The following is a 12,747-nucleotide window of genomic DNA, read 5'->3' as shown; positions in this document are numbered from 1 at the left end:
CGCCCACCGCCCCCACCGCCAGCAGCCCTCCCAAGAGCAGCGCCAGCTTCCGGCGCGGCGAGCCCAGCACCAGGACGGCCACGCACGAAGCCACGAGCGCTGCGCTCGCGGCGCGCGCATACGGAAACACGAGGACGGCCCCGAGGCCCACCACCGCGGCGCTCAGCGCCAGCACCCGCTGGCGGCCCCGGGCGCGCAGCCCGAAGGCCAGCAGCGCCAGGATGACCAGCGCGCTGACGTGGGCGAACTTCAGCCGGTGGAACAGCAGCCCGCCGCCCATGAAGCGCCCCTCCGCGCCGGGAATGGGCTCGTAGACGCGCAGCAGCGACACCTTGAAAGGCATCAGCGGGGTGAGCGTCTCCGGCTGCGGCCAGATGCCGAAGTGCTGCAGGCCCGCAATCAACGACGACAGCACCAGCACCCCGCCCGCCACGCCCAGCAGCACGCGCGCCCCGCGCGGCCCCACCGCGCCCAGCGCCCAGACGGCGGCCGGTATCGCCACCCAGTCCACCAGCCGCGCCACGCCGCTGCCCGACGGAGGCCGCCCCGCCAGCGTCGGCGCCAGCAGCGCCCAGCCCAGCAGCAGCGCCAGCGGCCACCACTCCCGCAGCCCGGCCATGAACGCCTGCCTGCCTGCCCGCCGGGCGGCCCACAGCGCGGTCAACATGCACCCGGCCAGCCCCACCGTCGCCACGGCCTCGGAGATTTGAATCCCCACGACCCACGTCACCAGCGCGGCCAGGGGCCAGGACCAGCGCGGACTCCCTTCCACGGAGCGCTCCTTGGGAGCGGTGCCGGACTCGGAGGCGGAAGCCACCGGAAGGGAATCAGGTGGCGCCGAGGCCCCATGAGGCTCACGCCAGGAAGAGGTCGACATGGTCTTGACGGGAGGACCCGTGGATTGCGTCGGCCCTGTGCGCCCCTGAATCCTCACGCTGGCCTATACCCCACTCTCGAATTTCCTGACAATCACACGACAGAGGGCTTCGTCACCTCGCCGCCAGCCAGCGGCGCGGCGAAGGGAGCAACCCCTCGCGCCTCAGCCACACCGCCCCCGCCACCAGCACCAGCAGGAAGGTGGGTGTCCATGCGGCCACGAAGGGCGACAGCCGCTCGGTGAGCACCAGCGTGCGGCACACCACCATCAACCCCCACATGGCCACCGCCGTGAGCAGCCCCTCGATGATGGCCGCCGTGAGGTGCCCCCGCCGGCTCGAGCGCAGCGCCAGCCCCACGCCCAGGAGGGCCGCCGGCAGCGCCGCCATGGGGTACGCGAAGCGGTTGTGCAGCGCGAGCTCGTACTGGCGCGTCGCCAGCCCCACTTCCTTGCGCGCGTCAATCTGCTCCCGCAGCTCCGCCACGCGCAGCTGCTCCGGCCGTCCCGGACGGATGCGGAAGACGTTGGCCGGCACGCCCAGCTCGTACTCGGCCGACTCCAGTTGCCGCACCGTCGTGCGCCCCTCGCCGGCGAAGTGCCGCTCCACCACGCCCGACAGCCGCCAGCGCGTGCCCTCCAGGGAGTGCATCTCCGCCGCGTCCAGCCGCCGCAGCAGCTCGAACTCCTTCGACACCGTGAAGATGGACACGTCCCGGAAGCCCTCCTGCGCGCTGCCGGAGCGCAGGAAGAAGATGTGGTCCCCGCGCCGGAACCACTGCTTCGGCGTGTAGTAGATGCGCCAGTCACCGCCGCGGTTGAAGCGCTGCGTGGTGATTTCATCCACCCGCCGCCCCGCGTGCGTCGCCACCAGCTCGTCGAAGACGACCAGCCCCACGCACGCGCCCAGCGCGCACACGAGGATGGGGATGTAGAGCGCCCCCGGGCCGAACGTCAGCGCCCGGATGGCCGTCACCTCGCCCTGCTTGCGCAGCGCGGACACCGCCGTGCCCGCCGCCAGCAGCAGCGCCGCCGGCCCGAGCTGCTGCACGGACATCAGCGCCTTGTAGCCATACAGCTTCGCGGCGGCCTCCACCCAGCCCGGCCCGGTGTACGCCTTCGCGCGGTCCACGAAGTCCACCACCACGAAGATGACCACCAGCCCCAGGAGGATGCCGAGCGCGAAGCGCAGGTACGTGCGCAGCACGTACGCGAAGAGCGTGCCCCTCACCGGACCGTCCCCGAGCGGCTCACGCGGTACATGGCCACCGCGCCCACCAGCATGAAGATGACGTTGGCGAGCTGTCCCGCCAGCTCCACCGGCAGCCGCCCCTTCTGGCCCATCTGCTCGAAGGCGCGGCTGAGCAGGTAGTAGAGCACGTAGCCACCGAGCGTCAGGAGGTAGCCCCACGCCTTCCCCGACTGGCGCCGGCCGATGGCCAGCGGCGTGCCCAGGAGCGCGAAGGCGATGGGCGCCAGCGCGTTGCCCAGCCGGCTGTGCAGCGCCATGCGGAACGAGCGCGCGTCCCCGCCCCGCTCCTCCGCCTCGCGCGCCGCCTGCATCAGCTCCGACGGCGTCAGCTCCTCCTTCGCGGAGGTGAAGCGGCTGCGCTTGCTCGAGGAGACGCCCACGCCGACGCTGATTTCGGACTTGTCGAAGTGGATGACGCTGTAGTCCTCGTCCGCCCGGCCGGAGCGGTGCACCTCGCCGTCCTCCAGGGCGAAGCGCAGCACCTCGCCGCGCCCGGTGACGCCCACCTGGCCGCGGTGCGCCAGCACCAGCAGCGGCGCGGCCGCCTCGCGGTCGTCGTGCAGGAGCACGTTCGTCCACTTCCCATCCGGCGACACCCGCTCCGCGTACAGCGTCAAATCACTGATGTCCTCGTAGAAGACGCCGGACTTCACGTCGCCCACCACGTTCTTCCGGATGACCTCGCTCACCAGCTCCTTCACGCCGGTGAGGCCCCACGGCTGCGCGGTGGAGGTGATGAGCAGCATCAGCACGCTGATGGCCGCCGCCACGCCCATGGGCGCGGCCAACAGGCGCAGGGGGCCCACGCCCAGCGCCTGGAGCGCGGTGAGCTCACGGTCCTCGCCCAGCCGCCCCAGCCCCAGGAGGATGGCCAGCAGGAAGGCGATGGGCAGCGCCATCATCAGGAAGTGCGGCGACAGGTAGGCAATCAACCGCCCCAGGTCCACCAGCGTCACCGAGGAGCCCAGCAGCACCTCCGTGCCCCGCAGGAACTGCATGACGAACAGGAGCAGGAACATGAACGCCACCCACACGCCGAGCGGCGTCAGCAGCTCCCGGAGCAGGTAGCGGGAAATCCGATTCACGGCGTCGCCTTCAGTCCTCGCGCGCCGATGTCCCGGCGGAAGTGCATGCCCTCGAAGCGCACGGCCGCCGCCGCCGCGTAGGCCCGCTCACGCGCCCGCGCCAGGTCCTCGCCCCGCGCGCACACCGTCAGCACCCGGCCGCCGCTCGTCACCAGCGCGCCGTCCTTCGCCTCCACGCCGGCCAGGAACACCGTGGCGTCCGAGGGCACCGCGTCCAACCCGTCGATGCGCTGGCCCTTGCGCGGCGCGTCCGGGTAGCCCTGCGCCGCCATCACCACGCCCACCGACGCGCCCGGGTGCGACTTCAGCGTCCGGGACTCCAGCTGTCCGCGCGCGCACGCGTCCACCAGCGGCAGCAGGTCCTCGCCCAGCTGCATCATCAGGACCTGCGTCTCTGGGTCGCCGAAGCGCGCGTTGAACTCCAGCACCTTCGGCCCGGCGCGCGTGAGCATCAGTCCCGCATACAGCACGCCCCGGAACGGTATTCCGCGCCGGCGCAGCACGGCCAGCGTCGGGGCGACGATGCGCTCTCCCACCTCCGCCAGCTGCGCGTCCGTCAGGAACGGCGCCGGGCTATACGCGCCCATGCCGCCGGTGTTGGGGCCCGTGTCCCCGTCGCCCACCCGCTTGTGGTCCTGGGACAGCGGCAGCATCGCGTAGCGCTCGCCGTCGCACAGGGCCATGGCGGAGACCTCCTCGCCCTCCAGCAGCTCCTCCAGGACCATCTTCTGGCCCGCCGCGCCCATGGCGCCCACCGCGCGCACCGCCTCGCGCGCCGCCGCCACGTCGTGCGCCACGATGACGCCCTTGCCCGCGGCCAGCCCGTCCGCCTTCACCACGATGCGGCCCTGCTCCACCGCGTAGGCCTCGGCCTGGGCCACGTCCGTGAAGGTGCGGAAGGTGGCGGTGGGCACCCCCGCCTCGGCCATGATTTCCTTGGCGAAGGCCTTGGAGCCCTCGATGAGGGCCGCGCCCTGGACGGGGCCGAAGCAGGGAATGCCCGCCCGGGCGAGCGCGTCCGCCACGCCGGCCACGAGGGGCGCCTCCGGCCCCACCACCACGAGGTCGACGGCCTCGCGCCGCGCCAGCGCCACCACCTCGTCCGGCACGTCCGGCCGCACGGGGACGTTGGTGGCCAGCTTCGCCGTGCCCGGGTTGCCCGGGCCACACAGCAGTTGGGTGAGCCGGGGACTCTGGGACAGCTTCCAGGCGAGCGCGTGCTCACGGCCTCCGGAACCGAGCAGCAGGACCTTCACATCCACCTCACCGTTCCAACTGATAGAGCAGCCGCTTGGCGGGGAGGTACGTCGGGTCCAGCCCCACCACCTTCACCAGGGTGTCTCGCGCCGCATCGCGCCGCTGCGGCGGCTCCAGCTCCGCCAGCTTCACCTGCGCCGACAACAGACCAGGCGCGAGGTTCAGCGCGTCACGCAGGGCGCGCTTGGCCGGCTCCACCTGCCGGCCGTCCGCCAGGGCCAGCCCCAGCGACAGGTGCGCCACCGGCATCTGCCGCCCGCCCTCCACCGCGCGCTGGCCCAGGGCCCGCGCCTCGGAGGTGTCGCCTTCGCGCAGCGCGATGAGCGCCCGGTACGCCAGCGCGCCGCCGTGGTTGGAGTCCACCTCCAGCACGTCGCGGAAGTGGCGCTCGGCGGCGTCCAGGTCTCCCTGGTGGAAGCGCAGCAGGCCCTCGTACAGCAGGGGGGACGGGTCCTCCGGCCCCTCGGCCAGCGCGAGGATGATGCCCTCCATGCCCTGCACCGTCTCGCCCGGGCGCAGCCAGAAGCGCGTCACCGCCGGCCGGGGCTCCAGCCGCAACGGGTCCGACTGGAGCACCGGGTTCAGCGCGCGGAACGCATCCTCCCGCCGCTTCGCGCTCGCCGCGGCCACGCCGGCCAGCAGCTGCGCGTCCAGCCTCCGGCCATCCAGCCGCACCGCCTCCTGGAAACGCTCCAGCGCCTCCGCGGGCTTCTTCTCCAGGAGCAGCAGCCGCCCCTCGAGCACCTTCTCCAGCGCGGCGTCCTCCAGCCGGCCCTGGAAGCCCGGGAAGTGCTGCCGCGCCTTCGCGGCGTCGCGGCGGCCCAGGGCCACCATGAAGACCTGGAAGTGCGCCTCGGGCAGCCCCTTCACGAGCTGCAGGGCCTCCTCGGCCGCCTTCGCCGCCGCGTCCGCGTTGCCCGCGGAGCGCTCGGCGGCGGCCAGGTGCACCAGCACCTCGGAAATCTCCTGGTTCTCGTAGCGGGCGCGGTTCCTCAGGAGCGCGCGCAGCTCGCGCGCCGCGGCGGCGGCATTGCCCTCCGTCTGGTAGCGCAGCATGGCCAGGGGCAGCAGCGCGCGCAGCTGACCGGGCTCCGCCTTCACGCGGGCCTCGTACAGCTTGCGCGCCTCGGACGGCTCACCCACCTCCTGGTAGATGCGGGAGGTGGCCGCGAGGCTGTCCCAGTCCTGCGGGTTCGCCGCCAGGCGCTTGCGCAGCGTCTCCAGCGCGGCGGAGTACTCGCCAGCGGACTCGTGCGCGAGCGCGAGGTAGTACGGAACGCGCTTGAGGTCCGGAGCGAGCTGCCGCGCGGTGTCGAAGTGGTTGCGCGCCAGCTCGCTGGACGTGGACAGGTACGCACGCCCAAGCACGAGGTGGGCCTCGGCCTTCTGCGCGTCGGGCACCTTCTCGAGGGCCAGCAGCTCCTCGGCCAGCTTGCGCGCCTGCTCGACCTGGTCGGCCTGCCGCGAGCGCGTCAGCAGCAGGTTCGCATGCGCGAGCAGTAGCGACGCGGTGCGGCCGGAGCGGGACTCCGCCGCTTCCATCAGCGCGCGCGCCTCCTGGAAGGTGGCGTCATCCAGCCCGGCGCCGCGCCCCAACGCCAGCGCCTGCACGTAGCCGGCGATGGCCGCGTCGCTGCGCGGGTCGAGCAGCAGCGCCTGCTGGAAGGACGACTCCGCCTCGGCGTAGGCGAAGCGGTCGTCGCTGGCGAGCTGCGTCTGCCCCTCCGCGAGCCGCTCCGCGCTGCTGCCGCTGACCTCCAGGTGCTTCAGCTTCCAGCGCGACAGCACCGCCTGGACCTCCCCCGGGAGGGGGGGTGGAGCCAGAGGCTCCGCGTCGCGGAGCGCCTGCTCCTGCTTCTTCTGGAAGAAGTAGTACCCGCCCGCGCCCGCACCGGCGAGCAGCAGCACCACGAGCCCGCCGATGAGCACGCCCCGCCCGCCGCCGCCCGTGCGGCCCGTGGACTGGATGGGCGCCATCCGCTGAGAAGAGACGGTGGAGATGCGAGACGCGCCGCTCCGGGGCTCCGCGCCGAGGGACGGCACGGCGCGAGCGCCGCTGCGGGGCTCGGGCCCCATGTCGGGGATGATGTCCGTGCTGATGGGGATGCGCGGGCTGCTCCGCGGCTCCGCGCCCAGGCTCGGGACCATGGAGGCGCGCGGGCGGGGCTCGGCCGAAGGCGCGGACGCGGAGGCCGCGGCGCCCTCCTCCAGCATGGTGAGTGGCGGGAGGAAGTCCGGGCTTCCAGCCGCCGCGACCGGCGGAGCGGCGGGCGCCGTCGCGGAGGGGGCCGCCTTGCGGGCGGGCTCGCGCTGCCGGCACTCGTCGCAGGTGCCGAGCGCCTGGTCGAAGGAGTCCGCCAGCGGCTTGCCACAGGAGCGGCAACTGGTGGCGGGCTCCCGGGCGGCCGTGGGAGGCGGCGCCGCGCGGGGCGTGGCGGCCGCGGGCGGAGGCGCCACGGTGACGGGAGCGCCTCCGGACGCCGCCGGAACGCGCGCCACCGGTGCGGGCGGCGCGGCGGGCGCCGGCCCCAGGAAGTCGAGCAGCGGGTCCTCGCCCGGCCGGGGCGGAGCACCCGCGCCGGGAGCCGCCGGCCCCAGGCTCGCGAACGGGTCCACCGGGGGCGCGGAAGCGGGCCCCGGAGACGGCATCGCCCCGAAGTCCCCGAAGAGGTCCGAGCCGGCGGCCGGAGCCGCAGCCTGCGCGGGCCTGCCTGCGCCAGCGGTGGCCTGGGGCGGCCTGCTCGCCGCCGGGGGCGGTGACGCGGCGGGAGGCGGCGACCCGAAGTCGCCGAAGAGGTCTCCTCCCGAGGGGACCGCGGGCGCGGCGGGCGCGGCCTGCTGCGGCGCGGACGGGGTGGCGGGCGCCGCGGGCTGCGACGAGGGAGCCGGCGCGCCCTCCGCGGGCGCGGCCGAGGGATCGCGCCGGACGAGCTGCAGGTGCCGGCAGCGGGGACACTGCGCGCGAACGCCTTTCGCGGTGATCAGTCGATCATCGATCGCATAGGCGGCCGCGCATTTCTGGCAAACGATGCGCATGAGTCAGTGACGGAAGTGTCTCACTCCCGTCAGTACCATGGCCATTCCATGTTCATCCGCCGCGGCGATGACCTCCGCGTCCCGGATGGAACCGCCCGGATGGATGACGCAGGTCGCCCCGGCCCGGGCCGCCTCGTCCAGGCCGTCCCGGAAGGGGAAGAAGGCGTCCGAGGCCACGGCGCTCCCCTTGAGGCCCTCTCCGCCGCGCTGCATCGCGATGCGCACCGAGTCCACCCGGTTCGTCTGGCCACCGCCCTGCGCCAGCAGCCGGTCGCCCGAGGCGAACACGATGGCGTTGCTCTTCACGTGCTTGCACACCTTCCAGGCGAACCGCAGGGCCCGCTCCTCGTCCGGTGTGGGAGCACGCTTGGAGACCACCTTCCAGCTCAGCGCCGGCTCCACCGCGTCCCGGTCCATCAGGAGCAGGCCGCCGGACACGCTCCTGGCGTCGAGCTGGGCCCTCGGCCGGGCGCTCGGCGAGGCCAGCGCGGGGCCCGCCTCCAGAAGGCGCAGGTTCTTCTTCGACGCCAGCACCTGGAGCGCCGCGGCCGAGTACGACGGCGCGACCACTGCCTCCAGGAACGTCTCCGCCATCGCCTGGGCGGTGGCCTCGTCCACCTCGCGGTTGAGCGCGACGATGCCGCCGAAGGCGGACACCTCGTCCACCGCGCGCGCCGTGCGGTACGCCTTCACCAGCGACTCATCCACCGACACGCCGCACGGGGTGTTGTGCTTGATGATGACCGCGCAGGGCTTCTCCGGGAACTCCAGCAGCAGGCCGAGCGCCGCGTCCAGGTCCAGGATGTTGTTGTAGGACAGCTCCTTGCCCTGCAGCACCTTGGAGAAGGCCAGCGTGGGCTCCGCGGGCGCGGAGTGCTCGCGGTAGAAGGCGCCGCGCTGGTGCGGGTTCTCCCCGTAGCGCAGGTCCTGCGCCTTCTGGAAGGCCAGCGACAGCTCGCCGGGGAACGGCTCGCCGGCGGTGCCCGACAGCCACGCGGAGATGGACGCGTCGTAGGCCGCCGTGTGCGCGAAGGCCTTGCGCATCAACCGGCGCCGCGTCTCCTCGCCCACCGCCTTGTTCTGCTCCAGCTCGGCGAGCACCCCGGTGTAGTCGTCCGGGTCCACCACCACCGCCACGTGCCGGAAGTTCTTCGCGGACGCGCGCACCATGGCCGGCCCGCCGATATCAATCTGCTCGATGACGTCCGCTTCCGCCGCGCCCGACGCCACCGTCTGACGGAACGGGTACAGGTTCACCGCGACCAGCGAGATGGGCTCGATGCCATGGGCCTTCATCTCCGCGCGGTCCCCCTCCAAATCCACCCGGCCGAGGATGCCGCCATGGATGCGGGGGTGCAGCGTCTTCACGCGGCCGCCGAGAATCTCGGGACTCTGCGTGTGCTCGGAGACCTTGGTGGCGGGGACGCCAGCGCTCTTGAGCGCCTCCAGCGTGCCACCGGTGGACAGCAGCTTGAAGCCCAGTCGAACGAGGCCCTGGGCGAAGGGAACCAGGCCTCGCTTGTCGGAAACGCTGAGGAGAGCCAGCACGTGTGCGCCTCGGTGTGCGGGGAGCGGCGGTCCTAGCAACCACCCCCAGGGGTGTCAACGCAACACGTCAGCCCTCCGTCCACGGGCGGAAGCCGCCCGAGCCTTCAGGGCTTGCGGGCGGAGGCCGGGGGCTCGGCCTCGGTCGCCTCGCGCAGCTTCATCAGGCCGCGCGTCTCCACCTGGCGGATGCGCTCGCGGGTGAGGTTCATGATTTCCCCCACCTCCTCCAGGGTGATGCCGCCCTTCTCCGCCACGTCCAGGGCGCAGGTGTGCTCCAGCTCCCAGATTTCCTTGTCCGGGAAGTTGAGCTTGATGGACCCGGTCTCCGGGTTCACGTCCAGGTAGAGGTTGTGCTTGCAGGAGACGAACATGCACGGGCGGGGGCCGTTGACGCAGTCGGCGCGGGTGCGCGGGCGCGTGTCGTCCATCTGCTTGAGCAGGTCCGCCTCTTCCGGGTCCACCTGACCGGTGAGACGGCGGCGCCGCAGGTCGCGCGCCATCTCCTTGCGCGACATGGTCTTGGAACGGCGGCGCTCCTGCGCCTGCTCCGACTCCTGGGCCTGGGCCCCACCCGCCTCCTCCTGTAGCTGCTTCACTTCCGACATGTCCCCTCCACGTGGAGCCAGTCTACCCGCTTCCGGGCCGGCATCTTATTGCGAACGGATGGTTTCGTCTGCGCGTGCGGTCACGGCGCTACCCAGCCGGGCCACATCCCGTACCAGATCCTGCGCTCTTTGGCGCAGGGTTGCCAACTCCGCCTCGAGCGTACGCCGGTGCTCCCCCCCAAAGGCGCGATCCCCCAGCTCTTCCTGGAACCCGTCCAATAGACCCGCCAGGTCCCGCTCCAGCTGGTCGATGTGGTTGCGGTGGAAGACATAGGAGCGCTTGATGTCCTCCAGGGTGTGACCTTCGGCCATCATCTTCTTGATGACATTGATGCGGCGCACCGCTTCCACCGGATAGAGCCCCCGGCTGCCCTGGTGCTTGCCCTTGCGCCCCACGCGGCGGCTGCGCGGTAGCAGCCCCGCCTGGACGTACTTGCGGAAGGTCGCCTCCGACAACCGCACACCCCGGGGCCGGAAGATCTCCAGGATGGCGCTCGCGGGCAGACCGCCCGCGTTCTCGCGCTCGATCCGGGCAATCTCGTCGGGTGCCAGCAGGTCTATCGATTCCATTGAATATATTCTACTGAATGGGGGCCATTGAGTGCCAGAGCCGATCGCGGGAGTCAAGGCGGAGTGCTACAGGTCTGTAGCCAACGGCCGGTTCAGGACACGCGTCGGCGGCCGGAAGCGGCCTTCCGGGACGGCGCGGAGGCGCGATGGACGCCGGCGTCCACCGGCGTCCGACAGCGTTCACTGGCTGACGCTTCAGCGGGCCCTGGGGGCCCGGAACGCGCGAGTCACGGAGGTGCCGGCGGTGACGGTGACGTCGAACCGCTTGTCGCCGGAGGGGTGCGCGAAGACGAGCTTGTAGGTGCCCGGGGGCAGCCGGTAGGAGGCGCGCCCGGAGACCTCGCCCATCTTCTTGCCGTTGATGAACACGGTGGCGTACGGCGCGGCGGACACCTGGAGCGTGCCGGTGGACGCGGCCGCACGCTCCTCCTGGGCCTCGTCGGGCCGAGAGTCCCCCGGCGTGGGCCGGGGCTCGGTACCGGCGAGCGCCTCCTCCCGCTTCAGCCCGTCCACCTCGGACTCGGAGTCCTCGCCGCCGTTCGCCGGGGGCGTGGCCGTGGAGGGCGCTTCACTCCCGGAGCTCGCCGGAGCAGGCGCGGCGGCGGGAGGCGGAGCGGGCTGTTCCGCCGAGGCCGTCGTCTTGCCAGCAGGCGCGGCGCTCTCGGTGCTCGTGGGCGCGGAGGAGGGCTCCGTGCGCGAGCGCATCAGGGCGATTCCACCTCCGACGACGGCGAGACCCAGCGCCGCGGACAGTCCCAGCGCCAGCGGACCGCGGCGCGGCTTCAGCCCTCCGGGGGAGCCTCCAGCAAGGGGGCCTCGAGCCTCGGCCACGGCCGGCATCGCCGGAGCGGGGTCGGTCGCGGACTCGGTGCCCTCGTCCTCCTCTCCGGAGTCCGCCTCCAGGGGAGGAGCTGACGGCAGTTCCTGAGCCCCGCTCGGCCGCTTCGCGCCAGAGGCCGTTCCCGCCGACGCCACAGCCACACCCTGGCCCTGACTCGGCCGCTTCGCGCCAGAGGCCGTTCCCGCCGACGCCACAGCCACACCCTGGCCCTGACTCGGCCGCTTCGCTCCGGACCCCGTCCCCGACTCCGGCGGCCGTCCACCGTTGCTCCCCTCCCCCACGACGGCCGGGGTGCCCTCGGGGCGGCTCGGCCGGACCGTGGCCACGGGCGCGGCCACGGGTGGCAGGGGGCGCGGCACCGGCGACGAGGCCACGGCCGGCAGCGGCATCATCGGCGTGGCCATGGGCGGCAGCGGCACGGGCTCAAGGTCCTCGCCCCTGCGAGGCAGCACGAAGGTGCTCGCGTTGACGTCCTCGTCGGGCGACGGTGCCACCGCGCCCCCCCGCCCGCTGGACACGCCCGGCATCACCGCCGTGGGCTCGCGCGGCACCGCGACGGGCGGCTCATCGCCCGGAGGCGTCTGTGCCTGCTCGACGTGGGTCCGCTCCTGCACCGTGGGCAGGGCCTGCGTGAGGCTGGTCGGAAACAGGCGCCGCATGAAGGCGCTCAGGTCCGTGTCGTCCACCGTCCGGGCGTGCTTCAGCACGCACTGGGCGAGGGCGCGCTCCATCTCCCCCGCCGTCTGGAAGCGGCCCGCCGGGTCCCTGTCCAGCGCCCGCACCACGGCGGCGTCCAGGTCCGCGGGCACGTCCGGGTTGAGGCGGGCCGGAGGCGGAATGGCGCTCTGCTGCACCGCGCGCAGCACCGCCACCTCCGAGTCCCCGTCGAACAGCCGCCCGCCCGTGAGCATCTCCCACAGCACCACGCCCAGGGCGAAGATGTCCGTGCGCGCGTCCACCGCCTCGCCGCGCGCCTGCTCCGGGGACATGTACGCGAACTTCCCCTTCAGCACGCCGGGCTGGGTGAGCTTGTTGCCCGCCTTCGCGATGCCGAAGTCCGTCAGCTTCACCGCCCCGTCGAAGGACAGCAGCACGTTGTGCGGCGTGACGTCCCGGTGCACCAGGTCCAGCGGCTGCCCGTTCACCTTCAGCCGGTGCGCGTAGTGCAGCCCCCGCGCCACCTCCGCGCCGATGTGCGCCACCAGCACCGGCGGCACCGGCTCCATCAGCTCCTTGCACTTCTTGCGCAGCTCCCACAGCGAGCAGCCGCGCACGTACTCCATGGCCAGGTAGTACGTGTCCTCGTGCTTGTCGAAGTCGAAAATCTGCACCACGTTGGCGTGGTTCAGCCGCGAGGCCAGCCGCGCCTCGGCGATGAACATGCCCACGAACTCCGGGTCGCTCGCGAGGAAGGAGCGCACCCGTTTGATGACGACCTCCTTCTCGAAGCCCTCCGGGCCGCGGGCCGTGCACAGATAGATTTCCGCCATCCCGCCCTCGGCGAGCTTGCGGCGGACGACGTACTTGCCAATGTGTGTTCCCGCTTCGAGCGTCACGGACCCTTCTCCGGAAGCAGCTCGAAGCGCTCCACCTGCTCGGGCCCCTTCCCCACCTTCACCGTACGAACCAGCAGGTGGTGCCCCGCCGCCTCCGCCCGCACCACCACCTCCGTCCCCGCC

8 protein-coding genes and 1 pseudogene are annotated in these 12,747 nt (G+C 72.7%); all 9 read right to left on the bottom strand.

The window, feature by feature from the left end:
* Nucleotides 1-772 (bottom strand): annotated as a pseudogene (locus tag HG543_RS44015) (hypothetical protein); the annotation flags it as partial.
* A gap of 217 nt (nucleotides 773-989) precedes the next feature.
* Nucleotides 990-2,105 carry an LptF/LptG family permease gene (locus tag HG543_RS44010; protein ID WP_169350943.1) on the bottom strand — a complete coding sequence of 372 codons (1,116 nt, stop codon included), beginning with the start codon at nucleotides 2,103-2,105 and terminating at the stop codon, nucleotides 990-992.
* Nucleotides 2,102-3,211 (bottom strand): LptF/LptG family permease, encoded by a 1,110-nt coding sequence (locus HG543_RS44005; RefSeq protein ID WP_169350942.1) that lies wholly within the window; start codon nucleotides 3,209-3,211, stop codon nucleotides 2,102-2,104. The genes HG543_RS44010 and HG543_RS44005 overlap by 4 nt, the downstream gene beginning before the upstream one ends.
* On the bottom strand, nucleotides 3,208-4,473 hold the full coding sequence (purD, locus tag HG543_RS44000; RefSeq protein WP_169350941.1) for a phosphoribosylamine--glycine ligase: 1,266 nt from the start codon (nucleotides 4,471-4,473) through the stop codon (nucleotides 3,208-3,210). The genes HG543_RS44005 and purD overlap by 4 nt, the downstream gene beginning before the upstream one ends.
* A 1-nt stretch (nucleotide 4,474) precedes the next feature.
* Nucleotides 4,475-7,504, bottom strand: a complete 3,030-nt coding sequence (locus HG543_RS43995; RefSeq protein ID WP_169350940.1) for a zinc-ribbon domain-containing protein — start codon at nucleotides 7,502-7,504, stop codon at nucleotides 4,475-4,477.
* A gap of 3 nt (nucleotides 7,505-7,507) precedes the next feature.
* Nucleotides 7,508-9,052: a bifunctional phosphoribosylaminoimidazolecarboxamide formyltransferase/IMP cyclohydrolase gene (gene purH, locus HG543_RS43990; protein WP_169350939.1), complete on the bottom strand. Its 1,545-nt coding sequence runs from the start codon at nucleotides 9,050-9,052 to the stop codon at nucleotides 7,508-7,510.
* Between the two features lie 104 nt (nucleotides 9,053-9,156).
* Nucleotides 9,157-9,657 (bottom strand): sigma factor-like helix-turn-helix DNA-binding protein, encoded by a 501-nt coding sequence (locus tag HG543_RS43985; protein ID WP_169350938.1) that lies wholly within the window; start codon nucleotides 9,655-9,657, stop codon nucleotides 9,157-9,159.
* A 45-nt stretch (nucleotides 9,658-9,702) separates the two neighbouring features.
* Nucleotides 9,703-10,227, bottom strand: a complete 525-nt coding sequence (locus HG543_RS43980) for a MerR family transcriptional regulator (RefSeq protein ID WP_169350937.1) — start codon at nucleotides 10,225-10,227, stop codon at nucleotides 9,703-9,705.
* A 195-nt stretch (nucleotides 10,228-10,422) separates the two neighbouring features.
* Nucleotides 10,423-12,624, bottom strand: a complete 2,202-nt coding sequence (locus HG543_RS43975; protein ID WP_169350936.1) for a protein kinase domain-containing protein — start codon at nucleotides 12,622-12,624, stop codon at nucleotides 10,423-10,425.
* Nucleotides 12,625-12,747 lie beyond the last annotated feature (123 nt).

This window comes from Pyxidicoccus fallax (genome assembly GCF_012933655.1).
Classification (GTDB): Bacteria; Myxococcota; Myxococcia; order Myxococcales; family Myxococcaceae; genus Myxococcus; species Myxococcus fallax.
Note: the sequence above shows the minus strand (reverse complement) of the source record. Positions and strands in the feature narration are given on the sequence as shown.

What these genes read in the sequence shown, in the direction of transcription:
- HG543_RS43995 (WP_169350940.1), bottom strand. Translation starts at nt 7,504, where the DNA reads ATGCGCATCGTTTGCCAGAAATGCGCGGCCGCCTATGCGATCGATGAT.
- HG543_RS43985 (WP_169350938.1), bottom strand. Translation starts at nt 9,657, where the DNA reads ATGTCGGAAGTGAAGCAGCTACAGGAGGAGGCGGGTGGGGCCCAGGCC.
- HG543_RS43980 (WP_169350937.1), bottom strand. Translation starts at nt 10,227, where the DNA reads ATGGAATCGATAGACCTGCTGGCACCCGACGAGATTGCCCGGATCGAG.